This window comes from Streptococcus sp. GMD3S, from assembly GCF_000298695.2.
Lineage (GTDB): Bacteria > Bacillota > Bacilli > Lactobacillales > Streptococcaceae > Streptococcus.
Window position 1 is genome coordinate 37373 of the sequence record NZ_AJRC02000011.1, and the last position, 25427, is coordinate 62799.

26 protein-coding genes and 3 riboswitches are annotated in these 25427 nt (G+C 42.0%); of the genes, 3 read left to right on the top strand and 23 right to left on the bottom strand.

The features are described from left to right. Positions 1-4: 4 nt before the first annotated feature. Both manA and GMD3S_RS0206545 read right to left on the bottom strand, forming a co-directional pair. Entirely contained in the window at positions 5-949 is a 945-nt protein-coding gene (manA, locus tag GMD3S_RS0206540) for a mannose-6-phosphate isomerase, class I (protein WP_001294305.1), read from the bottom strand. Positions 950-1205: 256 nt separating this feature from the next. Next, positions 1206-1466, bottom strand: coding sequence for a SemiSWEET family transporter (locus tag GMD3S_RS0206545; protein ID WP_001291475.1), 261 nt, complete (start codon positions 1464-1466; stop codon positions 1206-1208). 325 nt (positions 1467-1791) lie between these two features. Between GMD3S_RS0206545 and GMD3S_RS0206550 the strand changes: the two genes are divergently transcribed. Continuing rightward, positions 1792-2136, top strand: a complete 345-nt coding sequence (locus tag GMD3S_RS0206550; protein WP_000913393.1) for a lipopolysaccharide assembly protein LapA domain-containing protein — start codon at positions 1792-1794, stop codon at positions 2134-2136. Positions 2137-2301: 165 nt separating this feature from the next. Here GMD3S_RS0206550 and GMD3S_RS0206555 read toward each other — a convergent pair whose 3' ends face one another. From GMD3S_RS0206555 to GMD3S_RS0206575, 5 genes are all read right to left on the bottom strand, one after another. Then, entirely contained in the window at positions 2302-2649 is a 348-nt protein-coding gene (locus GMD3S_RS0206555; protein ID WP_001052638.1) for a VOC family protein, read from the bottom strand. Between the two features lie 58 nt (positions 2650-2707). Continuing rightward, positions 2708-4483: a pyruvate oxidase gene (gene spxB, locus GMD3S_RS0206560; protein WP_000191804.1), complete on the bottom strand. Its 1776-nt coding sequence runs from the start codon at positions 4481-4483 to the stop codon at positions 2708-2710. Positions 4484-4695: 212 nt separating this feature from the next. Then, positions 4696-6918 carry a heavy metal translocating P-type ATPase gene (locus GMD3S_RS0206565; RefSeq protein WP_000136330.1) on the bottom strand — a complete coding sequence of 741 codons (2223 nt, stop codon included), beginning with the start codon at positions 6916-6918 and terminating at the stop codon, positions 4696-4698. A gap of 9 nt (positions 6919-6927) precedes the next feature. Then, the gene (locus GMD3S_RS0206570) at positions 6928-7299 is read right to left on the bottom strand and encodes a cupredoxin domain-containing protein (protein ID WP_000935071.1); all 372 of its coding nucleotides are present in this window, start codon (positions 7297-7299) and stop codon (positions 6928-6930) included. Between the two features lie 10 nt (positions 7300-7309). After that, complete coding sequence (locus tag GMD3S_RS0206575) at positions 7310-7705, bottom strand: CopY/TcrY family copper transport repressor (RefSeq protein ID WP_001167210.1); 396 nt, start codon at positions 7703-7705, stop codon at positions 7310-7312. Positions 7706-7888: 183 nt separating this feature from the next. Then, a riboswitch (TPP riboswitch) is annotated at positions 7889-7987 on the top strand. Between the two features lie 84 nt (positions 7988-8071). On the opposite strand from GMD3S_RS0206575, the gene thiD reads away from it, so the two are divergent. Continuing rightward, positions 8072-8863, top strand: coding sequence for a bifunctional hydroxymethylpyrimidine kinase/phosphomethylpyrimidine kinase (gene thiD, locus GMD3S_RS0206580; protein WP_000221726.1), 792 nt, complete (start codon positions 8072-8074; stop codon positions 8861-8863). A gap of 47 nt (positions 8864-8910) precedes the next feature. Here thiD and thiE read toward each other — a convergent pair whose 3' ends face one another. The 16 genes from thiE to typA form a co-directional block, all read right to left on the bottom strand. Then, on the bottom strand, positions 8911-9543 hold the full coding sequence (thiE, locus tag GMD3S_RS0206585; protein ID WP_001080689.1) for a thiamine phosphate synthase: 633 nt from the start codon (positions 9541-9543) through the stop codon (positions 8911-8913). Beyond that, complete coding sequence (locus GMD3S_RS0206590; RefSeq protein WP_001170979.1) at positions 9536-10339, bottom strand: hydroxyethylthiazole kinase; 804 nt, start codon at positions 10337-10339, stop codon at positions 9536-9538. The genes thiE and GMD3S_RS0206590 overlap by 8 nt, the downstream gene beginning before the upstream one ends. Further along, positions 10339-10863 (bottom strand): energy coupling factor transporter S component ThiW, encoded by a 525-nt coding sequence (thiW, locus tag GMD3S_RS0206595; RefSeq protein WP_001244054.1) that lies wholly within the window; start codon positions 10861-10863, stop codon positions 10339-10341. Before thiW ends, GMD3S_RS0206590 begins: the two co-directional genes overlap by 1 nt. A gap of 3 nt (positions 10864-10866) precedes the next feature. Continuing rightward, a complete protein-coding gene (tenA, locus tag GMD3S_RS0206600) occupies positions 10867-11559 on the bottom strand; it encodes a thiaminase II (RefSeq protein ID WP_000397187.1) in 693 nt (230 codons plus the stop codon). 10 nt (positions 11560-11569) lie between these two features. After that, complete coding sequence (locus GMD3S_RS0206605; protein ID WP_000598424.1) at positions 11570-12220, bottom strand: energy-coupling factor transporter transmembrane component T; 651 nt, start codon at positions 12218-12220, stop codon at positions 11570-11572. A 1-nt stretch (position 12221) separates the two neighbouring features. Beyond that, on the bottom strand, positions 12222-13607 hold the full coding sequence (locus GMD3S_RS0206610) for an ATP-binding cassette domain-containing protein (RefSeq protein WP_000523384.1): 1386 nt from the start codon (positions 13605-13607) through the stop codon (positions 12222-12224). Further along, entirely contained in the window at positions 13608-14168 is a 561-nt protein-coding gene (locus GMD3S_RS0206615) for an ECF transporter S component (protein ID WP_000915263.1), read from the bottom strand. Positions 14169-14326: 158 nt separating this feature from the next. Next, a riboswitch (TPP riboswitch) is annotated at positions 14327-14415 on the bottom strand. A gap of 123 nt (positions 14416-14538) precedes the next feature. Continuing rightward, on the bottom strand, positions 14539-15207 hold the full coding sequence (locus tag GMD3S_RS0206620) for a TenA family protein (protein ID WP_000449807.1): 669 nt from the start codon (positions 15205-15207) through the stop codon (positions 14539-14541). A gap of 216 nt (positions 15208-15423) precedes the next feature. Continuing rightward, positions 15424-15512: riboswitch (TPP riboswitch) on the bottom strand. A gap of 148 nt (positions 15513-15660) precedes the next feature. Then, entirely contained in the window at positions 15661-16797 is a 1137-nt protein-coding gene (gene lctO, locus GMD3S_RS0206625) for an L-lactate oxidase (RefSeq protein WP_000120742.1), read from the bottom strand. Between the two features lie 242 nt (positions 16798-17039). Further along, on the bottom strand, positions 17040-17672 hold the full coding sequence (pyrE, locus tag GMD3S_RS0206630; protein WP_000170888.1) for an orotate phosphoribosyltransferase: 633 nt from the start codon (positions 17670-17672) through the stop codon (positions 17040-17042). Positions 17673-17711: 39 nt separating this feature from the next. Beyond that, complete coding sequence (pyrF, locus tag GMD3S_RS0206635; protein ID WP_001206748.1) at positions 17712-18407, bottom strand: orotidine-5'-phosphate decarboxylase; 696 nt, start codon at positions 18405-18407, stop codon at positions 17712-17714. Between the two features lie 245 nt (positions 18408-18652). Continuing rightward, positions 18653-19807 carry a cell division protein FtsQ/DivIB gene (locus GMD3S_RS0206640; RefSeq protein ID WP_000031125.1) on the bottom strand — a complete coding sequence of 385 codons (1155 nt, stop codon included), beginning with the start codon at positions 19805-19807 and terminating at the stop codon, positions 18653-18655. A gap of 9 nt (positions 19808-19816) precedes the next feature. Next, positions 19817-20875 (bottom strand): UDP-N-acetylglucosamine--N-acetylmuramyl-(pentapeptide) pyrophosphoryl-undecaprenol N-acetylglucosamine transferase, encoded by a 1059-nt coding sequence (locus GMD3S_RS0206645; RefSeq protein WP_000724799.1) that lies wholly within the window; start codon positions 20873-20875, stop codon positions 19817-19819. A 1-nt stretch (position 20876) separates the two neighbouring features. Then, positions 20877-22229, bottom strand: a complete 1353-nt coding sequence (murD, locus tag GMD3S_RS0206650; protein ID WP_000863076.1) for a UDP-N-acetylmuramoyl-L-alanine--D-glutamate ligase — start codon at positions 22227-22229, stop codon at positions 20877-20879. Between the two features lie 117 nt (positions 22230-22346). Then, positions 22347-22601 (bottom strand): DUF3165 family protein, encoded by a 255-nt coding sequence (locus GMD3S_RS0206655; protein WP_000262661.1) that lies wholly within the window; start codon positions 22599-22601, stop codon positions 22347-22349. A gap of 19 nt (positions 22602-22620) precedes the next feature. After that, positions 22621-24462: a translational GTPase TypA gene (gene typA / locus GMD3S_RS0206660; RefSeq protein WP_000164121.1), complete on the bottom strand. Its 1842-nt coding sequence runs from the start codon at positions 24460-24462 to the stop codon at positions 22621-22623. A gap of 158 nt (positions 24463-24620) precedes the next feature. Here typA and GMD3S_RS0206665 point away from each other — a divergent pair, with 158 nt between their 5' ends. After that, positions 24621-25346, top strand: coding sequence for a 16S rRNA pseudouridine(516) synthase (locus tag GMD3S_RS0206665; RefSeq protein WP_001235079.1), 726 nt, complete (start codon positions 24621-24623; stop codon positions 25344-25346). The last annotated feature ends 81 nt before the right edge of the window (positions 25347-25427 follow it).

Here is a 25427-nt window from a genome sequence, read left to right on the forward strand (position 1 = left end):
TTTTTTATGGATGGCTAACAATCAATTCCAAACCTTGCCCTTCTAGGGTCCAAGTTTCAACATCACTTGGTAGGATAAAGTGGCTGCCTTTTTGGATTGGATAGTTTTTCCCGTCAACAGTCAGCTGACCCTGACCAGCCAGGACACTAAATAAGCTGTAGTCAACTGTCTTTTCGAAGTCAACTTTGCCAGTGATTTCCCACTTGTAAACGGCGAAGAAATCATTGGATACAAGGAGAGTGGAACGTAGATCATCTGCTTTGATAGTTACAGGACGGCTATTGGCAGGCTCTCCAATGTTTAAAACATCGATAGATTTTTCAAGGTGAAGTTCACGCAAGTTGCCCTTGTCGTCCTTGCGATCAAAGTCATAAACACGGTAGGTGGTATCGCTAGACTGCTGGGTTTCAAGAATCAAGATACCCGCCCCGATAGCGTGCATGGTACCACTTGGTACATAGAAGAAGTCTCCAGCCTTAACTGGCACTTTTGTCAACAGCGCATCCCAGTTTTTATCTTCGATTTGCTGGCGGAGTTCTTCTTTTGATTTGGCATTATGGCCATAGATAATCTCTGAACCTTCGTCTGCTGCGATGATATACCAGCATTCTGTTTTTCCAAGTTCGCCTTCATGTTCTAATCCATAGGCATCGTCTGGGTGAACTTGGACGCTGAGCCAGTCATTAGCATCGAGAATCTTGGTCAATAGTGGAAACACAGGTTCTGGACGGTTACCAAACAATTCACGGTGTTCTGCATACAAAGTAGCTAGGTCTGTTCCCTCGTAGCGACCATTAGCTACCTTAGAAACACCATTTGGGTGGGCTGAAATAGCCCAGTATTCTCCTATTTTTTCACTCGGGATGTCGTAGCCAAACTCATCACGTAGCTTGGTTCCACCCCAGATTTTTTCTTGCATAACTGATTGTAAAAATAATGGTTCTGACATGTCGATCTCCTGTCTGATTTTTCTCCCCTCATTATAGCAAAAAAAGAGTTCGAATTGAACTCTTTTTTCTATTTTATAAAGTAGGGAGAAGATTTTGTAAAAATAGTAACGAAACAATCTCTTACTTGATGGAGGAACCCCTAAAGCAGCAATCAGAAAGCTCGCTGTCAACGGCTATTCTCCTCAACTCTCATTAGACTTTCTTTACTTGAGAATCTATTTTTATGTACAAAAAAGACTGAAACCAGTCTTCTTTTTAAATCAAAGCTGTGATAGCCGTTACCAGACCAAAAATGATACCTGGCGCATTAGCAGCCGCAAGGGGAATATCTCTTTCTTTCTTGAAAAGACCGTAGTAAACCCAGAGACTACAGTTGATGGCTGCAACCAAGGGCTGGATAAAGTTCCCTTTTTGACCAGCCAGGTTGTTCATAATTTGCGGGAAGTAAGAGACGTACATCATAACAGACATGAAGGTCGCTACCCAACCCAAAACTTTCATTTGTTTTTCAGACATTTTCAAAACCTCTTTCATTTTTATGAATCATATTTTATAATCTTTTTTCAAAACAATCAAGTCTTTAAAACTTTTGTTATAAAGATATAAACTATCACAATCTTGTTATAAGAAAGAGGGAACAGAAAAAAGACCGAATTGCTCCGTTCTGTTTACTCAATCAAATATTAGAAAATGAATACTCCTTTTCAATGAATCGATTGATTGATGGTAAATAAGCCGTTAGAAATTATTGACAGTATCGAAATTTTCTAGTAAAATGAATTTTGTTAATACCTAAATGGTGTGTAGTTTTCTATCAACATAGTCAGGAGAAAAGGAACTTATGCTAAAAAAATTTAATGAATTGTCACTGAAAGATAAGGCTTATCTAATTGGCGGTTTGAGCTTATTAGTCATTGTGATCTCATTTGGTCTACTCAATCGTCAAACAGTAACTGTCAGTCTTGTCTTTACACAACTATCTGCTCCCTTGATTTTGGTGATTTTTACTTGTCTAGTAATCGGGATCATTGCTGGTAGTGCTATTGGTATTAGCTATCACCATAACAAGACTCAAGATCTGAGAAGCCGCATTGCTGAAGCAGAAGCGACTATCAATATAAAAGACAGGGAGCTTGTCCAGTACGAGGAACAGGTGCAACAATTAAAACAGGAAGCCAAACAATAAGTGTAGAAATCATAACCACCCGTGAAAACGGGTGGTTTTTTGTCTCGCACCTAACGGAGCGAGACGGACTGAAAGTCGCATAAATACAAAAAAGATCGAATTGCTCCGATCTTTTTAAGTTTCACTCCAAGAATGTTTAGATAAAAAATTTGATAATAGAATTACCTACTTCATACGATAAAAATCAATCACTAGACCAGCAGGCCCTTTAACTAATAAGGACTCTGTTCCCCAATCGGTTACAGTTGGTCCGTTTAAAACCTGGATACCAAGTTCTTTCAACCGTTGGTAATTCTGGTCTACATCCTCAACCTCGATATGAAGAATGATTCCTGACTGAAAATCTTCCAAAGGAATCAAATGATTTTGGGACAACATCAGACAGTGACTGCCAATCGTAAACTGAGCAAAACTGTCATCAACATAATCGGGCTTTTTATCCAAAATACGCTCCAAGTCAGCACAGACTTGGGGAACATCTGAAACGATAATATCTAATTGATTTAAATTCATTTACTATCCTCCATAAAAAGACCGGATTGCTCCGATCTTTTTAAGTTCCACGAAGGAATTATTTAATTGCGCGTGATTGCAATCCTTCTTCTTCCAAGAAGAGGCGGAATGGTACGAGTTCTTCTGCTTCGTATTTTTCCTTGAAGTCTTTGATTGCTTCTTCTGAGTGAAGTTTTGGATCCAATTCAAGTACTTCTACTGGAAGTGGACGGTGTGGAGTGATGCGAGCATCGATCACAACAGTTTTACCTTCTTTGTTGAGTTTAACAGCTTCTGCAACAACTGCATCGATGTCTTCGATACGGTCAACTGTAAATCCTACAGCACCTTGAGCTTCAGCGATTTTCGCATAGTCAGCATTAGGGAAGTCACAACCAAACAAGTGTTTGTTTGTGTCTTCGTATTTGTCCTTGATGAAGGCATATTTACCATTTGAGAAGACAACGTTGATAACTGGAAGGTCGTATTGAACGTTTGTGATAACGTCTGGGTAGCACATGTTGAATGCACCGTCACCCATGATGTTCCATACTTGGCGATCTGGATTGTCTTTCTTAGCAGCGATACCACCAGGAAGGGCAATACCCATTGTCGCAAAGAGTGGAGATGTACGCCACATGTTCTTAGGTGTCATGTGAAGGTGACGAGTAGATGTTTGAGTAGTGTCACCTACGTCGATTGAGTAGATAGCGTCTTGATCAGCATGTTTGTTGATTGCATTGTAAACTTGATACAATTGCAATTCACCCTCAGTTTTACCTTCGATTTTGTTCATGTAATCACGCCAGTTTTGGTTGTTCTTAACGTTTGCACGCCACCATGGAGTAGATTCAACTGGGTTCACTTTGTCAAGGATAGCTTTAGCTGCTTGACCTGCATCACCAAGGATTGAAGCGTCTAGGGCATGACGTTTACCAAGTTTGTAAGGGTCGATATCCACTTGGATGAATTTTTCAGTGTTCTTGAAGGCTTCGTAAACTTCAGCAAATGGGAAGTTTGAACCAAGGAAAAGAACTGTGTCTGCTTCGAAGACCACTTCGTTGGCTGGTTTCCAACCAACACGGTAAGCAGAACCTGTCAAACCTTCGTAGTTCCATTCAAAGGCTTCAAAGTTTTTACCAGTTGTGATGATTGGTGCTTTGATTTTACGTGACAATTCAGTAATCACTTCACCTGCTTTAACACCACCGTAACCAGCATAGATAACTGGACGTTCAGCATTGTTCAAGATTTCAACAGCTTTGTCGATTTCAACTTCGTTCAAGGCAGGAGCGATGAATGAACGTTCGTATGAACCTGAACCGTAGTATGAGTTTTCGTCGATTTCTTGGAAACCGAAGTTTACTGGGATTTCAACAACAGCTGGACCTTTTTTAGAAACTGCAGCACGGCAAGCTTCGTCGATTACTTTTGGCAATTGCTCAGCGTAAGCGACACGTTTGTTGTAAACAGCGATACCGTTGTACATTGGGTTTTGGTTCAATTCTTGGAAGGCATCCATGTTGAGTTCGTTAACTGGACGTGATCCAAGGATAGCAAGGAATGGAGTGTTATCCATAGCTGCATCGTAAACACCGTTAATCAAGTGAGTCGCACCTGGACCACCTGAACCAACTGCAACCCCGATTGAGCCGCCGAATTTAGCTTGCATAACCGCTGCAAGAGCACCTGTTTCTTCGTGGCGAACTTGCAAGAAGCGGATATCTTTGTCTTCAGCTAAAGCGTCCATCAATGAGCTGAGTGTTCCTGATGGGATACCGTAGATTGTGTCTACGCCCCATGTTTTCAATACGTTGAGCATTGCTGCAGATGCAGTAATTTTCCCTTGAGTCATAATGATAACTCTCCTTCAAATATTTTTAAAATTTGATGAATCCATTTTCATATACTAATTGGAAACGTTTCAGCAAATTTTTACTCTACTACTTTACCACATTTGTTTTGGGTCTCCTAAGAATGTGCTCAGAAGTTTTTATTCTCTATTACAGTACAGTTTGAAAACGTTTTATGTAACTGTTTTATAATAAAAAGCGAGCAAGCTCGCTTTTAGTCTATTTTACTAAAGTTTAGCATGAGTGAACTGGTTAATACAGATACAGAACTAAAGGCCATGGCTAGACCAGCCAGTTCTGGATTGAGAACGAGACCAATTCCTGAAAAGACTCCTGCTGCAATCGGAATTCCGGCGACATTGTAGATAAAGGCCCAGAAAAGATTGAGAAGAATTCGATTGAAGGTTTTCTTGCTCATGTCAAAGGCACGAACCACTCCTAGGAGGTTATTAGTTGTCAACACCAAATCTGCTGACTCGATGGCAATATCTGTTCCAGCTCCCATAGCAATCCCCACATCTGCTACGCTGAGGGCAGGAGCGTCATTGATACCATCACCAACAAAGGCTACTTTTCCAGCTGATTGTAGTTTATGGATTTCATGGGCTTTTTCTTCTGGCAAGACACCTGCAATAACCTCCTCAATGCCGATCTGACCTGCAATAGCTCGCGCCACTCCAGCATTATCTCCTGTCAGCATAACTGTTTGGAGGCCACGTTTTTTCAGCTGACTGATGGCGAGCTTGGCATTATCCTTGGGAATATCTTGCAGAGCAAGCAAGCCTTTAATTTCATTGTCAACAGCCAAGAACACAACTGTCTTAGCTTCTTTTTCTAGTTCTTCTAGTTTTTCTTGATAAATGCTAGAAATATCCATGCCATCCAGCATTTTAGCATTTCCAAGCAAAACTTGTTTTCCATTGATTTGCCCTGAAACACCTTTTCCGTGTAGGGCTTGGAAATTTTCTACAGGTTGAAGTTCAAGTCCTGCTTCAGTCGCTCGCTTGACAATAGATTGAGCCAATGGGTGTTGAGAGGCTTCTTCCAAAGAGGCGGCTAAGCCAAGTACTTCTGTCTCGTCGCCAATGATATCAGTGACCACTGGTTTTCCTTCTGTCAAAGTCCCTGTCTTATCAAAGACGAGAGTTTGGACTTTCTGGATTTCCTGTAAGACGGTTCCATTTTTGAGGAGAACGCCCATCTTGGCGCTCCGTCCTGTTCCCACCATGAGAGCCGTTGGTGTTGCGAGACCTAGGGCACAAGGGCAGGCGATAATCAAAACTGCCACCCCATAAAGAAGAGAAGACACAAAGCTAGCCTCAAGCAAGACAAACCAAATCCAAAAAGTTAGAATCGCTAAAATGACAACTGCTGGGACAAAAATCCCTGAAATTTTATCCGTCAAATCTTGAATTGGCGCTCGGCTGGTCTGAGCTTTCTTCACAAAGTCTACAATCTGTGCCAAGACAGTCTCTGAACCAACTTTTTCTGCCCTAAAAACAAGCGTTCCGCTGTTATTGATGGTGGAGCCAATGACAGTATCTCCAACTGTTTTATCCACTGGCAGGCTCTCACCTGTCACCATAGATTCATCAATGCTGGACACGCCTTCGACTACAACACCATCAACCGCAATCTTTTCACCAGGACGTACTCGAATCAGATCACCTACCTTTACTTGCTCCAAGGGGACTTGAACATAGTTATCCTCACGCAAGACTTCTGCAGTTTTAGCCTGCAAGTCAAGTAATTTCTCCACAGCTTGGGAAGTATTTTTCCGCATTTTCTCCTCAAAAACGGCTCCCATAAGAACGAAGAAGAAGATAAATGCAGCACTTTCAAAGTAAACGGGGAGACCAGCGAAGAGGGCAACTAAGCTATAGAAATAGGCCACTAGGGTTCCCAGAGCAACCAAGGTATCCATGTTGGCATTGTGCTTTTTAAAACTAGCCCAAGCACTTTGGATATAAGGGCCACCTGCTACTAGCATAATCGGTGTTGTGGCTAAAAAAGTTCCCCAACGCATGACTTGGTGACTAATTCCTCCTGTCGACATACCAATCATGAGAATCACAAGAGGCACAGTAAAGATACTAGTAATCCAAAAACGCTGTAAAAGTGATAGAGATTTTCGAGTCTTCTCAACTACGGTATAACTCCCCTTTTGCATCTTCATACCACAAGAAAATTCATGTTGACCTAATTCTTGAGGTGTAAAACGAATGACTTTCTCCTCATCTACGCCGATTGGTTCCAAAATGCCTTCTTCTTCAAACAGAATTTCCTTGTAACAGTTTGAAGGAGTTGCTCGATGAAAGGTAATCTCAGCTGGAATCCCTTTTTGAAGCTGAATATGGGCTGGATGATAGCCTTTGTCTGCCGTGATACGGATTTTTTGAACGCCATTTTCAAGACTTGCTTTTACAATTTCAGTCATATCATTCTCCTATTCTACAATCATCTTGCCGTGCATCATATTCATGCCACAAGAGAAACCATACTCTCCAGCCTGCACAGGCGTGATTTCCACTACATACTCTTCACCCATTGGCAGGTCCGCATGTACACCAAAATCTGGAAAGACAATCTGATCCAAACAAGGTGAAGGGTCCTTACGGTCAAAGACGATACGGGCTGGCACTGATTTCTTAAGAATAATCAACTCAGGCGTATAGCCCCCTTTGACTTCCACTCGAATCTCTTGGTAACCCTTTTTTTGCTGGGCCTTTTGTCCAGATTTTTCAGGCTTTTTGAAAAACCAAAACAAGATAAACGCGATAAGGGTAATACAAATAATGGTTACAATACTATTTAACATGGCGTCTCCTTTACATACAATTACATTTTACTTCAGTAACTGCGCTAGCTTTTTTCTCAGAAATCACAGCTTCTAAGTCTTCCAAGTCAGCCAAAGTGAAATCACATTCCACAATCAAATCAGCCAACAAGTTCTTCATCCTACGAGAACAAACCTTGTCTTTGATATCTTGGACAAGCAAGTCTCGACTTTGATCCAGAGTCAAAAGGGCTGAATAAACAAAGGACTTGCCCTCTTTTTTCCTAGTCAGGCACCCTTTCTCTACTAAACGAGCCAAAAGAGTCTGAATGGTCGACTTGGACCAGTCAAACCGCTCTGCCAGAACCCTAATCAAATCCGTGCTGGTCTGTTCCCCCTGCATCCAAATAATCTTCATGACCTGCCATTCTGCATCTGAAATCTGCATAATCACACCTCCTAAATCTACATTTGTCGATTACAGTTGTTAGTATACTCCGAAAATCTACATTTGTCAACTATAATTTTTATTATTTTTTCGAAAAATAGAATTTTAAGTACATAACGAGAGATTTGCAGTCAAATTTTACTATATAAACTATAAAAATATGCTATACTGAAGAAAAAAGAAAACAACCACTAGGGGTGCGTAAAGCTGAGATTAACGACTGTTAGATCCCTTTGACTCAATCTAGGTAATGCTAGCTGATGGAAGTGGAAATGATGATGAGGACTATCTGGTCTTCTATTTCCTTCCTGAAATAGACTAGCTTGTTCTTAAGAATACAAACTTCAGTTGGTTGGGAGGTTTTAGATGACTTATTTACCCGTTGCTCTAACCATTGCTGGAACTGACCCTAGTGGCGGTGCTGGCATTATGGCTGATTTGAAGTCATTCCAAGCGAGAGATGTCTATGGAATGGCCGTTGTGACCAGCCTTGTCGCTCAAAATACCAGAGGCGTTCAATTAATCGAGCACGTCTCCAACCAAATGTTGGAAGCTCAATTGGAGAGTGTCTTTTCGGATATCAAGCCCCAGGCTGTAAAAACTGGTATGTTGGCAACTACTGAAATCATGGAGATTATCCAACCCTATCTTAAAAAACTGGACTGCCCCTACGTGCTTGACCCTGTTATGGTCGCAACAAGCGGTGATACTCTGATAGATACTAGTGCGAGAAGCTACCTAAAAACAAACCTGCTTCCCCTTGCTACCATCATCACCCCCAATCTTCCTGAGGCAGAAGAAATTGTTGGTTTCTCAATTCATAATCCAGAAGACATGCAACGTGCCGGTCGCCTGATTTTAAAAGAATTTGGTCCTCAGTCTGTGGTAATCAAAGGTGGCCATCTCGAAGGCGGTGCTAAGGATTTCCTCTTTACCAAAGAGGAACAATTTGTCTGGGAAAGTCCAAGAATTCAAACTTGTCACACCCATGGTACTGGATGTACCTTTGCTGCTGTGATTACGGCTGAACTAGCCAAGGGGAAAACCCTTTATCAGGCTGTCGATAAGGCCAAGGCCTTTATCACAAAAGCCATCCAAGACGCCCCTCAACTCGGTCATGGTTCTGGACCAGTCAACCATACAAGCTTTAAAGATTAAGAAAAAACTCTCTAGTTCCCGCTTTAAGGGAATTAGAGAGTTTTTGATTAGGAAATCATGTCATCTAGCTTTGTTAAAAAAGCTTGCGTTTTTGCTTCTATATCTTCTGCCTGCATCAAATCCCTGACGACTGCTACTCCAGCTATACCAGTTTCAGCAAGTTGGTCAATATTCTCTGACGTCAATCCTCCGATAGCAACTACTGGAATGGCGACCGTTTGGCAAATGGTTTTCAAGGTTGAAATCAGGGTGATAGGTGCATTTTCTTTGGTAATTGTCGGGAAAATAGCTCCTGTCCCCAAGTAATCCGCACCCGATGTTTCTGCTTCCAGGGCTCTTTTAACTGTTTTAGCAGTGACACCGAGGATTTTTTCAGGACCCAAGACTTTGCGGGCAACCGAAACTGGTAGTTCATCGTCGCCAATATGCAAACCTGCAGCATCGACTGCAAGACAGATATCCAACCGATCATCGATAATTAAGGGGACTTGGTAGGCGTCTGTTATTTCCTTGACTTGTTTTGCCAGCTGATAGTATTGGTTGGTGGTGAGATTTTTTTCTCGTAGTTGGATGATGGTAACACCTGAACGGCAGGCCGCCTCGACTTTTTCAAGAAAATTTTCCAAGGAATCTTGGTAGCGATTGGTTACTAGATACAGTTTAAGTACTTTTCTATTCATAAAAGTCTCCTTTGATGGCTTCTAGCCAATTTTCGTCTCTCTTTAGGAGAGAGAGCTGATTGAGAGTTTGAAAGCGGAAATCTTCCAATCCCATTCCTTGAACAAGTATTCTCTCAGCAGAGATATTGAGATAAGAAACTGCTAGGCAAGAAGCTTCAAAGGCAGTCTTTCCTTGGCTGAGAAAAACGGCTGTCAAGGCTCCAACCAGGTCTCCTGTCCCTGTTATCCAGTCTAATTCGTCACAGCCATTTCCCAATATTGCAACCTGATTCTCCGAAACAATGAGGTCCTTGGGGCCAGTGACTAAGAAAGACATACCAGGATAAAGCTGACACCAGTCTTTCAAGACTTGAAGCAGTTCCTCAGTTTCTTGATCTTTAGTACTAGCATCAACTCCAACTCCGTGGTGCTTTAAACCAACAAGACTTCGGATTTCCGACATATTTCCTTTAAGGACTGTGGGCTTGTATTCTAAAAGATCTCTGACTAAGGTCTTACGAACGGATGACGCTGATACACCAACCGCATCTACTACCATTGGGAGAGAAGCTTGGTTTGCATAAGTAGCTGCCATACGGATTGCTTTCTCCTTCTCGGCTGACAAATGCCCCAGATTGATGAAGAGAGCCTGACTTTGCTTAGTAAAATCAAGAACCTCACGAGGGTCATCTGCCATGACAGGTTTGCATCCCAGAGCCAAAATACCATTAGCCAGCATCTCACAAGAAATCTCATTGGTGATGCAGTGAATTAAGGAACTGGTTGCTAGAGGGAAAGGATTTGTCAATTTCTGCATCAGTCTATCCTTTCACTGAAAAAATATCCTTGCACTTTTTTAAAGAATTCCTGCTTGATTAAAAATCGAAAGGCAATAAAGGAAATCGCTGTACCAATCAAGGTTGCTCCGAAAAATCGAGGAGTGTAGATAAACCAACTGAGCTTGGCCGCAGATCCCGTAAAGAGAACCATAACAGGATAGGAAACAATAGAACCAATAATACCTGTTCCCAAGATTTCTCCTAGAGCAGAATAGTGAAATTTTCGACCATACTTATAAAAGAGACCTGCAAGGAGGGCTCCGAAAGTTGCTCCTGTAAGAGCTAAAGGTGGAATCCCTTGAGTTGTCATACGGATAAAGGCTGTGGCTGTAGCCATGATCAAGGCATAAACAGGTCCCATCAAGATCCCTGCTAGGATGTTGACTACACTGGACATTGGTGCCATTCCTTCAATTCGAAAGATGGGTGTAAGTACTACGTCAAGAGCAATCATCATGGATAAAATGGTTAATTTGTGAACTTGTAGTTGGTGGTTTCTCATTTTCTATTTCTTCTCTTTTTCTAAGGACTGCAAATCACTCGTCCAGGTTTGATGTTGGTAAGCCATCTCCCAAAACTTGGCTTCCATGTGGACACTTCGGTGGAAGGCCTCTAGCATTTTTTGTTTGTCCGTCTCGTCGCTTTCTCGATAGAGCTGATTAACCAGCGCTTCTTCCTCTTTAATCTGCTGTTCTAACTCATCGGTGATATAGGTTTCAATCCACTGTTGATAAAGAGGATTCGGGGATGGTTTGCGATTAAGTGCCTTGCCCAAATCATGGTATAACCAAGGACATGGAAGCAAACTAGCAAAAGCAATGCCCAAGTTTTGCTCTGCAAACTGGCGATAAATATGAGAAATGTAATGATAACAGGTTGGAGCGATTGGATGTTGCTCCATTTCCTGGTCGCTGATTCCTAATTCCTTGAAAAATTGTTGGCGAATAAACAACTCACCCTCCACTAGACTCTGGGCATTTTGTTTCAAGAGTCTTTTCATTTCCTCGTTTGAAGTCTTATCAGCCAAGAGGTGATAGGCTTCTGAAAAAGACTTCAGGTAATAAGCATCCTGAATTAAATAATAGCGGAAAATAGAAGGTTCTAAATTTCCCTCTTGTAATTGTAAAATAAAGGGATGATGAAAAGAAGCCTGCCAAGCTTCCTTGGATAATTCCATCGCAATATCTGTAAATTCCATAATAACTCCTTTATAGAAATAAACTGGTTTGAAGCAATAAAAAGAACAGCAGGTAGATTAATTTTGTTTTTTTAGAAATATAAAAAGTCCGATAGCGATTCTCCAACTGTGCATGCTCATCATATCCATGTGCAGACAAAGCTCTCAGGTAAAGATGGCGCCACCTAAAAACCGTCATCAGAACCTTACTGTAAATCAGGGGAGACCAAACATGCAGTTCTTGACCACGCAATAAGCAAGCTTCTTTGAGGGACTTGATCTCCTGCTGAATAAGGGGAAAGGAATTAAATACCACAATCAAGGCATAAGCCCAAGACCGTGATAACCCCTTTTGAGCTAAGTACAAAAGAAGCTCTTTTAGGGAAATAGAGGAAACAAAGACAAGACCGATACAAACCGTCACAAAAGCCCTCGTTCCAAGTATCACTGCCTGCGAAGCATCCCCATGTAACTGGACTGCCCAGTAGTTAGCAAAGGATGGCAAAATGGCGAGCACAAGCATCCAAGCCAACATTTTAAATCGACGGTGATAGAGCAAAAAGAGTATGCAAAATGCGACTACAGAAAGATTAAGAGCAATCGAAGGAATGAAGGATGTTTCCAAGGATAAAATTAGAAAGAAGAGGCTGATAACTGGTGTCTTGGTTGCTACTTTGATCATACTACCTCACCTCCCCTAGAGTATCATTGTTCAGAAATGGGAGAGGTTTGCTGATGGTCACGTCTTGGAGATGACTGAGCCCCTCACTAGTCATCTCAATCCAATAATCAACCACAGAGATCAAGGGATCTAAACGATGGCTAATAATCAAAAAACTTCTTCCTTGATTGCTCTCCTCCAACATCCACTGACAAAAGTAGTCGCAGGCTCTATCATCCAAACCTGCAAAAGGTTCATCTAGCAAGATCACAGAAGCCTTGCTGGTCAAGATGGTCAAAAGCTGAAGAATCTTTTGTTGGCCACCACTTAATTGATAGGGACTCTTCTCAAGCGCCTGCTCCAGATTAAAATATCGTAAAGCTTGGACAATCCGCTGATTTCTTTCCGAGTCTGGACTATCTAATTGCAGTTCCTCTCTCAGACTGACTCGGATAAACTGCTTCTCAGCTTCCTGAACAACACCGGTCAGATCACGATACAAACTCTTTTTCTTTTTCAGGACTTTCCCCTTCCAAGTAATTCGCCCCTTATACTTTTGAAATTGAAGAATAGAGCGAAAGAGGGTTGATTTCCCGACACCATTGTCACCCAAGATACAGGAAATTCCTTGGTAGATAGTAAAATCCGCAAGCGAAAAGAGGGGGCGATGATCCAGCTCACAAGTCACACGATCCAAATGGAATAGTTCTGAACTAGAAGCAACTTCCTTTGAAGCAACCTGTGTCATCTCAGAGTAAGGGATTTGAAACACCTCCCTTAACTGGCCGTCTCTTAGCTCCACCATATGGTCGATATAGACTTCATAGTCTGATAAATCATGGTCGCACAGGATGACTGTCTTCCCATCAAGAACCAACTCTTTTAGAATCTCCAATATCTCGATTCTGCTCTTGCGGTCAATGGAAGCAAAGGGCTCATCCAAGAGATAGACCCTAGGATTCATGGCAAAGAGGACAGCTAGCGCAGCCTTTTGCTTTTCCCCACCTGATAGGTGATGAATGGGACGGTGCAAGATTGGCTCGCAACGACATTGCCGAACCACCTCTGCTATTTTAGAATCAATCTCTTGAACAGGATGGCCGATATTCTCCAAGGTAAAAATCAATTCCTCAAACAAGTTCTCCATAGTAAATTGATGATTGGGATTTTGAAAGAGAATGCCAACTGTCTGGACACGTTCGACGATAGAAAGCTGACTGACTTCGCTCCCATCTATCAGGACTTGACCACTATAGGGAAGAGAACTGACTTGGGCAATGACTTGAAAGAGGCTGGATTTTCCTGAACCACTGCTCCCAACTAACAAGGTAAAGGCTTGCGCATGAAAAGTAAAATCAATTGGCTCTGAGAAGATTGGGGACTGAATCTCCCGTAATTTCAAGCCCATCTATGCCTTTCCTCCAGCTGCAAACTGATGATAGAGTTTGACAATGGCACGAACCAAGATGGTACAGAAGAAAAAGACGGAAATAAAACGCACCACCAGCAAGGAAAGGACAAAAGGAAGGGAGAAGGCATAGTAACCTAATTTAATGTATTCATAGACAAAGCTAAAAAGAGTAATCCCAATACTATTAGCAGTTAGAGAGAGCCAACTTTCATAACGATTCTTGGTCACAATAAAACCAAATTCACTTCCCAACCCTTGAACCAAGCCGGACAAAAGAGCACCTAGACCGAATTGGCTACCATAAAGGACTTCAGCAAGCGCAGCGAGCACTTCTCCAATCGTTGCGCTTCCAATTCTTGGAACAAAGATAGCCGCAATGGGCGCAGCCATACACCAGAGACCAAAAAGGATCTCATTGGCAAAGGCCTGCAAACCAAGAGGGGCCAAGATCAGAGTGAGGATATCAAACAGATAGCCTGAACCCACAAAAACGCCACCAAAAAAGATAGACAAGAAAGCAAGTAAGATAACATCTTTTAACTGCCATTTTTTCAACATAAAAAACTCCTTTTTTAAAGAAAAGTGGGGCATTCAAGGTGAGCTACCAAAAGGCTTGCCGTCAAGCCTATCCTCTTTTGATAAACAAAAAAACTCCAATTACAAAAGAGAATTAGAGTTTACCTTACAAGATTAGACAGTTCTTTTCAACATACGAAAAAAACCTTTTCACATTTCCCTTCGCCAGTATTAACTGTATCAGGTTCAATGGGTATCATCTCAGCCTAAGGCACCCCAAATGTCTTTATTATTTTATTACTGGACCAGTATAACAGAATTTGAAAGCCCTAGCAAGATATTTGACTGGAAAATATATTTATATAGTTTGTTTGTTCATTCTTTTAATCTACATAAAAGTATTGAATCTGTCCTATAATTCATAACCGATATTAAAAAAGGCTAATTCTAAAGCAACTGCTTGATTCCAGCGTTCCTGAAGTTCTGTCAAATCTTCTCTACCTTTCCCGACACGATTGAGTTCGTCAACCAGAAATTGAACCCACTCTGTAAAGAAAGGACCTCTGTGGAGATTAATCCATTCCAAATGAATATAGGCTTCAGGTAGTGCCAAATCTTTAGAACCCCAGTCTAAATAGAGACCTTCTGCAATGACCAGCATGACCAAAAGATGAGCATAGTCTGATGAAGTCACAGCAGAATACATTAGCTCCTGAAACGCTTTTGTTATAGGGTGCAAGGTCACTTCTAGATAGTCATTCTCTGCTACTTTTAACTCTTTGAAAGCCTTTTGGAAATAACCATCTTCATCTGCTTCAAGAAAGCCTAATTGCTTGGCAAAACGAAGTTTGGATTCAAGCTGGTCTGCGTGAGCTACACAGGCACCCAGCATGGATAAGAAGGCATCAAAGAAATGATAATCCTGAATCAGGTAGTCTTTAAAGACCTTATTCTCAATTGTCCCCGCAAAAAGTTCCTTAACAAAACGATGATTGATTGCAGCCTGCCAATCCTTCTGATTGCTTTTTAATAATTCTCCAACGGTCAAACCCGGCTCAAATGCATAGTCTTGTGTTTCCATATTTACTTTTCCTCTCTTTACTCGTTCGTAATCAACAAAATACCAAGAAAATCCTAGTTTTACTTGACCTTTTTAAAGAAAAGTGGGGCATTCTAGGAGAGCTACCGAAAGACTTGCCGTCAAGCCTATCCTCTTTTGATAAACAAAAAAACTCCAATTACAAACGAGAATTAGAGTTTAGCTTACAAGATTAAACAGTTTCTTTCGACATACGAAAAAAACCTTTTCACATTTCCCTTCGCCAGTCTTAACTGTATCAGGTTCAATGGGTATCATCTCAGCCTAAAGCACCCCAAATGTCTTTATTATTTAATTACTGGACCAGTATAGCAAAAAATGAAAGCCCTAGCAAGATATTTGACCGAAAAATATATTTATATAGTTTCTAATAACGATTGAATCTTTCTATACACGAAGAAAAACCTCCACATCAGGTGGAGGCCGTCTTCTTTATCAATACAATTTTAAGTCACGTGGGTCAACTGGGAAGGTTGGATTGTATGGGTTGTGACGGAGTTTGAAATGTTTGACATCCTCAATAGTCTGAGTTCCAGATAACTGCATGACTGTCTTCAATTCTGCATTCAAGTGCTCAAAGACTTGACGCACACCAACACTACCACCGAGAGCCAAACCATAGATCACAGGGCGACCAATAGCTACCAAGTCTGCTCCTGAAGCCAAGGCTTTAAAGACGTGTTGACCGCGACGAACACCAGAGTCAAAGACAATTGGCACACGTTTATCAACTGCTTCTGCTACTTCTTGAAGTGAGTCAAAGGCAGCTGGCCCACCGTCGATTTGGCGACCACCGTGGTTGGTTACCCAGATACCAGAAGCACCTGCGGCAAGCGAACGTTCAACGTCCTCACGGCATTGAGGCCCCTTGACATAGACAGGAAGTCCTGAGTATGTAGCGATAAATTCGACATCACGTGGAGACAAGCGTTGTTTAGCTGATTTGTAAACAAAGTCCATGGATTTTCCAGCACCTTCTGGCAGGTATTCCTCAACAATTGGCATACCAACTGGGAAGACAAAACCATTGCGCTTATCGACCTCACGATTCCCCCCTACAGTTGCATCTGCCGTCAAGACAATCGCTTTGTAGCCTTCAGCCTTCACACGGTCCATGATATGGCGGTTAATTCCATCATCCTTACTAAAGTAAAATTGGAACCAATGAGGTGTTCCTTGAAGAGCTTCCGTAATTTCTGGAAGGTCAACGGTAGAGTAGGAACTAGTTGTATAGAGAGAACCAAATTCATGCACACCACGCGCAGTAGCTACTTCCCCCTGCTCATTTGCCAATTTATGAGCCGCAACAGGTGCCATAATAATTGGTGAAGATAATTTTTCACCTGCAAATTCAATCTCTGTACTTGGATTTTCAACATCACAAAGCGTATGAGGAACGATGAGTTTGTGGTTAAAGGCACGGATGTTCTCGCGTAAAGTGAAAGTATCCTCTGCTCCACTAGCGATATAACCAAAGGCAGCTTTAGGAATGACTTGTTGCGCCATTGGCTCCAAATCATAGGTGTTAATAAAATCTACAGGTCCTTCTGCATTGCTTGTTTTATATGACATAAAGTGTCCTCCTTATTAAGTAAGCGTTTACTTTATCTTACATTAACTATCTTACTTCTTTTTCAGAATTTTTTCAAAAATTTTGTCTGGAAATTTCAAACTGATTATCTGAATATGCCCCAAAAAAGAGAGGACTCTCATTCTACCATTATCCTATATTCATCTTACCTTTAGGAATCATAGTTTTATTGCCTATATGCAAAAAATCAGGTAATCCTAGTGACTACCTGATTTTCTATGTTTTAGGCATTTTGCCAATTTTCTTGGTCTTCTTTAAAGCGTTTTAGGAGGTCGAGTCCTTCTGGCGTGATGTAACCTTCTTCTTGGGCTAGGTGGATCAGTTCACTGTAGTTAGAAAGCGTCACCAATTTCACACCTGCGTCTGCGAAGTTCTTATCTGCTTTCGGCAATTGGTAGCTGAAAATCGCTACGACACCAAGAACATCGGCTCCTTCGCGTTTAGCAGCTGCTACGGCTTCAAGAACAGACCCTCCAGTTGAAATGAGGTCTTCAACAACAACCATCTTTTGCCCCTGAGCTACGCGACCTTCGATTTGGTTACCAGCTCCGTGGTCTTTTGGTTTGCTACGGATGTAGGCAAAAGGCAAGTTCATCTTATCAGCAATGATAGCTCCGTGTGGAATCCCTGCTGTCGCTGTTCCTGCAATCACTTCTACTTCTGGAAATTCTGCTTTAATAGCTTCCACAAAACCATTTTCAATCAAGCTACGAGTTTCTGGATAGGCAAGCGTCACACGGTTGTCAGTATAAATCGGCGATTTGATACCAGATGCCCAAGTAAAAGGCTCTTCTGGTTTAAGGTAAACGGCTTGGATTTTCAAGAGGTGGCTAGCGATATCTTTAGCAAGTGTCATGGTCTTCTCCTTTTGTTTTTATAATCTATTTCTTTAATTTTAGTCTTGGTTCCATTCATCCTTGATAGCATGATAAGCTGCAACAGGATCCTCAGCTTGGGTAATAGGACGTCCCACTACGATATAGTCACTACCGATTTGATAGGCGTCAGCAGGTGTCATGACACGTTTTTGGTCTCCAACCGCAGCTCCCGTTGGACGAATTCCTGGTGTCAAACAGATAAAATCTGAATTGGTAGCCTGCTTGATGAGTTGCACTTCCTGAGCCGAGCAAACGACACCATCCAAGCCCGCTTCAGCTGTCTTCTTGGCATAGTGAATCACAGACTCTTGCAGGCTGGTTTGGATATTTTGAAAATCCTGCATCTGGCTTTCCGACGTTGAGGTAAGCTGGGTCACAGCGATCAATTTGGCTTGTGTCCCCAGACCTTCACGCGCAGCCCTCATCATCTCCACACCACCTGCAGCATGAACGTTAGTCATGTCCACACCAAGCTGAGATAAGACCTTCATAGCCGATTTGACTGTATTGGGAATGTCATGTAGTTTGAGGTCCAAAAAGACACTATGCCCCAGTGACTTCAAATAACGGACAACTTCAGGACCTTCCGCATAATAAAGCTCCATCCCTACTTTTAAATAAAGACTTTCTTCTGCTGGGAAAAGAGATAAAAATTCCTTGACTGCCTCAAAACTAGGAAAATCAAGAGCAATAACTGGACGATGTTCACGCATACCTTTCTCCTTTTACCTTTACGAGCAAGAGAGTATGGTCAAAAATAAACCACGAAAAAAGGAACCTGCCAACAGCAAGGTTCCACGAAAAATGGGTAGAGTCCACCCTTTCACCGTCTAACCTTAGCTGCCTCTCTGGACTGCTTTAAAGGTTTTTTTCTATTCTATTATTTATAGTAGGACTTGTCAAGCAAAAACTCGAAACTAGACTTCTATACCATTCAAAATTAAGAGGAAAAGTTAGTCTAACGACTCTGTGATTGCTGGCTCGTTTGGCTTTGATTTCCTTGTTCTTCTTGTTTTTTCTTTTCTTCTTCCTGTTTTTTCTTCTCAGCTTCCTTGGCCTCTTGCTTGGCTTTTTCCTCAGCTTCTTCTATCAGTTTATCTGCTATCGTATAGCTGTATACTCCAGCCTCCATATCGACTACACTCGGTTCTGACAATTGTGGCTTGATTTTGCTGTAATAAGGTAATTTTTTGCTCAATTCTGATAGGGGAACCAAAACCTCATCTGTATCCAGCATGGTAATTTTTAAAAGATCTGCTGTTGCCTTGCTCGGCGCTAATTCGATTTTCTGGATTTGACTCTTGATATCCTCACTGATAGTAGACAATCCCGTTATCAGCTCTTTCACCTGCTGCTCATCGTTAAAGGTAACTGTCAGATAAGTCTCAGGCAAGTTTAAGCGATCAACAGGAGTTGACTCTACTGTACCACTAGAAAGAATAGGATAATGTTCTTCACCAGACACATAATAACCAACAATATCAAATTCCTTAACCTCAATCGTAAAGTTAGTCGGAAATTGATAGTTAATCTTCGCTGATTCTATCCAATGATTGGACTTGATTCGCTCAGCGTATTTTTCCTTATCCAACAATAGGGCTAAAGTATAGTCGCTATCTTGAATTCCAGAAGCCTGTTTGATATCATCCGCCTGCGTGTTACTATTTCCCTTAACCTCGATATTTTTGATGGTCGAAAGTGGAGTCAATAGATAGACTGAAAGAAGGAGGACCAGGACACTGGGTACCAAGATACTCACAGCTCGCCAAATATGAACAGGCGCAATTTTAGGCTTGGCAGGTTTTTCTGGTTTCTCTGGTTTCTTCTTCTCTTTTTCCTCTTTGACTTTCCGGTCATCCTTTTGAGATTTTTCTTCTTTTTCGGATGGTTCCTTGCTTGGACTTGAGGCTTCCTCAACTGACTCACTCGATGATTTCTTGGATTCCTCCAGTAGTTTCGAGTTGGCTTCCTTACGAGCTTGTTTTTCCTTTTCCTTCTCTTCAGCTAGGGCAGCTTCTTCCTCAGCCTTCTTCTTCAGGTATTCCTGGTTTCGTTTCTGCCATTCAGACAATTCTTGCTTCTGGTTTGATTCTTTTTTCTTATCCTTTGACATTGATATTCCTTATGCTAGGTCTTTTCTTAATAAATCGTAAAAATCTGCAAGAGATTTCAATTCAGTCGAAGCTTTCATGCTAGCTTGGTACTGATCCTTGTGACTAAGCAAGTGGCTGAGTTTCTCCTCCAAGCTTTCCAAGGTCAAGTCACTTTCTTGAAGTTCTTCTGCATAACCTTTCTTAACAAAGTAGGCTGCATTTTCAATCTGGTCTCCTCGACTTGCTTCACGACCCAATGGTACGATGAGATGGAGTTTCGCCATGGCCAAGAGCTCGAAAATCGTATTGGCACCACCACGCGTCACCACCACATTTGCCATCTTCATCAAGGGTTGATAGAGATCCGTCACATAATCAACACGAAAGAGATTTTGACTCAACTCATTGAGGCTTGAATCTCCAGTTAGATTGATAATATTGTAGCGCTCTGTCAACTCTTTTTTATGGTCTGTCACTAATTGGTTAAATACACGGGCTCCTGCAGAACCACCGACAAACAATACCGTTGGCAATTTAGGATTAAAGTGGGTTTGGATATCCACCAATTCATCTGGTTCTGGAGTGTTTTGGTCTGAAACCTTGGTTACTGCCCCCACATGCTCGACTTTTGCAAGACCAGCAGGCTGCTCAAATGTTGAATACATCTTAGTTGCAAATTTATAGGCGATTTTATTGGCCAAGCCCATAGAAAGGTCCGATTCGTGAATAAAGACAGGTACCCCTGACACACGCGCTGCGATAACCGGCGGTACTGAGACAAAGCCCCCCTTAGAAAAAAGAGCCTGTGGACGCAGTCGTAACATGATAAAGAGGGATTGGACAATTCCCCAACCAACTTTGAAGATATCCAGCATATTTTGCCAAGAGAAGTAACGACGCAACTTACCAGTCGCAATAGAATGGAAGGTCACATTCAAGCCTGACTTGAGGATTTCTTGGTGTTCGATTCCGTGTTTATCACCAATATAGTGAACTTCCCAGCCGTCTTCGATGAACTTAGGCATTAACAAAAGGTTGAGGGTAACGTGTCCAACCGTCCCCCCACCTGTAAAGACAATTTTTTTCATATTATTCCTTTAACTCCGCTACTGTGTCGATAAAGAGGTCGCCACGTACTTCAAAGTTAGCATACATATCCCAGCTAGCATTGGCAGGACTGAGGAGAACCACATCTCCTTGAGTCGCAAGCTCATAAGCCTTGCGGGTCGCATCAGCAATATCTGTCGCATCTACATAAGTCACACCAGCCTTCTCTGCTGCCCGTTTGACACGTTCTGCAGACTGACCGAGGATAACCATCTTCTTGAGCCCAGTAATATCTGGCACCAATTCGTCAAACTCATTGCCTCGGTCCAAACCACCTGCAATTAAGATAACCTTACTGTTGTCAAATCCTGACAAGGCTTTTTGAGTAGCCAAGATATTGGTTGACTTACTATCGTTATAGAATTTGACACCCTGAATTTCATCCACAAATTGGAGACGGTGTTTGACACCACCAAAGGCTGAAAGAGTTTCCTTGATAGTTTGGTTATCCACACCACGTAGCTTGGCTACTGCAATGGCCGCAAGGGCATTTTCTACATTGTGGCTACCTGGAACACCGATTTCACTAGCTGCCATGACCACTTCGCCACGGAAGCAGAGTTGACCATCTTCCAAATAAGCTCCATCAACCTTTTCCTGTGTTGAAAATGGAACAACAGTGGCTTGTGTTTTGGTAGCCAATTCTTTTGCCAAATCTTGGTTAAAGTTCAAAACAAGAAAATCACCTGCTGTCATCTTGTTCTGGATATTCCACTTAGCTGCCACATACTCTTCAAAAGAACCATGATAGTCGATATGAGTTGGCATGAGGTTGGTAATAACCGCAATCTCAGGATGGAATTCTTGGACACCCATCAGTTGGAAAGAAGAAAGTTCCATGACAAGCGTGTCCTTGGCTGTCGCAGTTTGAGCCACTTGACTAGCAGGATAGCCGATGTTCCCTGACAAGAGACCGCGTTGACCAGCAGCAGTTAAAACTTCTCCAATCATCGTCGTTGTAGTTGTTTTCCCATTTGAACCAGTGATACCGATAATTGGCGCTTCTGAGATTAAATAAGCCAATTCCACCTCAGTCAGGACTGGAATCCCCTTTGCCAATGCCTTTTCAATCATGGGATTGCTATACGGGATACCTGGATTTTTCACCATCAGAGCGAAATCTTCATCCAACAATTCCAAAGGATGCCCACCAGTGACAACCTTGATTCCCTCTTCTAGCAAGCTTTGAGCAGCAGGATTTTCCTCAAAAGGCTTGCCGTCATTTACTGTCACAATGGCACCCAGCTTGTCCAACAAACGGGCCGCAGACTCACCAGACTTAGCCAAACCTAAAACAAGGACTTTCTTATTTTTAAATTGATCGATTACTTTCATGTCTCAAACTCCATTTCTACTCCTACTATTTTACCATTTTTATGGAAATAATACTAAACGAAAATGCTCTAGTCCTCATTCTAGCATAGAAAAAGAGAGCCATAGCTCTCTTTCTATTTATCTTCTTCTGCTCTTTTTTACAGGCATGAGCGTAATGTCTCTCAAGCTAAAGTAGGCTAGAGCCAGCATGGCGATTGTGACAAAGAATTCTGTCGGTAATTGGAAGATTTGCAAGATGGACAACATCAGCAAAATCAAGAGTGCAACAACTACAAAGACCAAGATAACGATGTTGACTGTTCCTTTGATACTTTGAGGTGTCGCAAATACATAGAGTAGTAATAAGAGTATCCCTATGATTAAATAGACCATCTTTATCTCTTTCTAGCTCTTATTCAGCTGATTTTTTCTTCTTGTTGGCTTTCTCACGCTCTGCCTTGTTGAGGATTTGCTTACGCAAACGAATAGACTCAGGCGTTACTTCCATGTACTCATCATCGTTCAAGAACTCAAGAGACTCTTCAAGGGTCAAGATACGAGGTGTCTTGATAACCGCTGTTTGGTCCTTGGTAGCTGAACGAACGTTGGTCATTTGTTTGGCCTTAGTGATGTTAACGGTCAAGTCGTTTTCACGAGAGTTTTCACCGATGATCATTCCTTCGTAAACCTCAGTACCTGGGTTGACAAAGATGGTTCCACGTTCTTCGATAGACATGATTGAGTAAGTTGTAGCCTTACCAGCATCAATAGAAACAAGGGCACCACGGTGACGTCCACCAATTTCTCCTGGAATCAATGGCAAGTATTGGTCGAAGGTATGGTTCATGATACCGTAACCACGAGTCATTGACAAGAACTCAGTTGAGTATCCGATCAAACCACGCGCTGGAACAAGGAAGACCAAACGAGTTTGACCATTACCAGTTGAAATCATATCCAACATTTCACCCTTACGTTCAGAAAGGCTTTGGATAACAGAACCTTGGTATTCTTCTGGAGTATCGATTTGCACACGTTCAAATGGCTCACATTTAACACCGTCGATTTCTTTTACGATAACTTCTGGACGAGATACTTGAAGCTCATAGCCTTCACGACGCATAGTTTCGATCAGGATTGACAAGTGCAATTCTCCACGTCCTGAGACAGTCCATTTATCTGGTGAGTCCGTTGGGTCAACACGAAGGGAAACGTCTGTTTGCAATTCTGCTTGCAAGCGTTCTTCTACCTTACGAGAAGTCACCCATTTACCTTCTTTACCAGCAAATGGTGAGTTGTTTACCAAGAAGGTCATTTGAAGAGTTGGCTCATCGATGTGAAGGATTGGAAGAGGCTCAACTGCATCTGTCGGAGTAATGGTTTCACCAACAAAGATATCTTCCATACCAGAAACAGCAATCAAGTCACCTGCTTTGGCTTCTTGGATTTCACGACGTTCCAAACCAAAGAAACCAAAGAGTTTTGTAACACGGAAGTTCTTCGTTGTACCATCTAGTTTAGAAAGGGTAACTTGGTCTCCAACCTTAACAGTACCACGGAAGACACGACCAATACCGATACGTCCTACGAAGTCATTGTAGTCCAAGAGTGAGACTTGGAACTGTAACGGTTCATCCGAGTTGTCCACTGGAGCAGGGATATGGTCGATAATGGTATCAAAGATTGGCGCCATTGTTTTTTCTTGATCAGCTGGATCGTCTGACAATGAAGAAGTTCCGTTGATAGCTGAAGCATACACCACTGGGAAATCAAGCTGGTCATCGTCTGCACCAAGCTCAATGAAGAGCTCCAATACTTCGTCTACTACTTCTGCTGGACGAGCTGATGGTTTGTCGATTTTATTAACAACCACGATTGGTACAAGATCTTGTTCCAAGGCTTTTTTCAATACGAAACGAGTTTGTGGCATGGTTCCTTCGTAGGCATCCACGACCAAGACAACACCGTCAACCATTTTCATGATACGCTCAACTTCTCCACCGAAGTCCGCGTGTCCTGGTGTGTCCATGATGTTGATACGAGTTCCGTTGTAGGCAACGGCAGTGTTTTTCGCAAGGATGGTAATTCCACGCTCTTTTTCGATATCGTTTGAGTCCATAGCGCGCTCTGCCAATTCAGTACGTGCATCAAGAGTTTCAGACTGCTTCAATAATTCGTCAACGAGAGTTGTCTTACCGTGGTCAACGTGGGCGATAATCGCAATGTTACGGATATCTTCTCTTAATTTTGTCATGATTTCCTCTAATATTTAAATTTTTATTTCTAACTGAACAATTATACCACAGTCTCATTCAAAAATCACAGTTCAGCTAAGTGTAAATGTTTTCACTCTGCTTTTCTAGTCAAGGCAACTCTTTTCAAAGTCAGAGACTTATGATAAGATAAGCTGGTATGCGTTTAGATAGATTATTAGCCCAAGAAAAGGTCAGTCGCAAGGCTATGAAACAAGCTCTATTAAAAAAAGAAATCCTAGTAGATGATTGTCCAGCCAGCTCACTTGCTCAAAATGTCGACACTGGGTTGCAGAAATTAGTCTTTCAAGGACGGCAAATCCAAGGCTACGAGCACAACTACCTCATGCTTCATAAGCCAAACGGAGTCGTTACAGCTAGCAAGGATAAGAAACTTCCAACCGTCATGGACCTCCTTCCACCTGACATCCAGTCTGACCAGCTCTATGCTATCGGCAGACTAGACCGCGATACGACGGGACTGCTACTTTTGACAGACAATGGACCTCTTGGTTTTCAACTCCTCCATCCCCAGTACCATGTCGATAAATCCTATCAAGTGGTAGTAAACGGACTGCTCACGTCAGACCATATCCAAAAATTCAAAGATGGGATTGTCTTTTTAGATGGGATTACTTGTAAACCTGCTCAGCTCGAAATTCTGTCCTCAAGCCCAACAGAGAGCCGGGCCTCCATCACCATCTCTGAGGGCAAGTTTCATCAGGTTAAGAAGATGTTTCTCTCAGTTGGTGTCAAGGTGACTGCCCTAAAACGAGTCCAATTCGGTGACTTTACATTAGACCCAGAACTAGCAAAAGGGCAATACCGTCCCTTGAATCCAGAGGAATTGAAAATTATTAAAAACTATTTAGAGAAAAGTGGATAAAAGAAAAAAGCTTTAAATTTAAAGCTTTTTTTATCTTCTTTAACTCATGTGTAAGATAATTCCAATAATCCAGTTAAGATC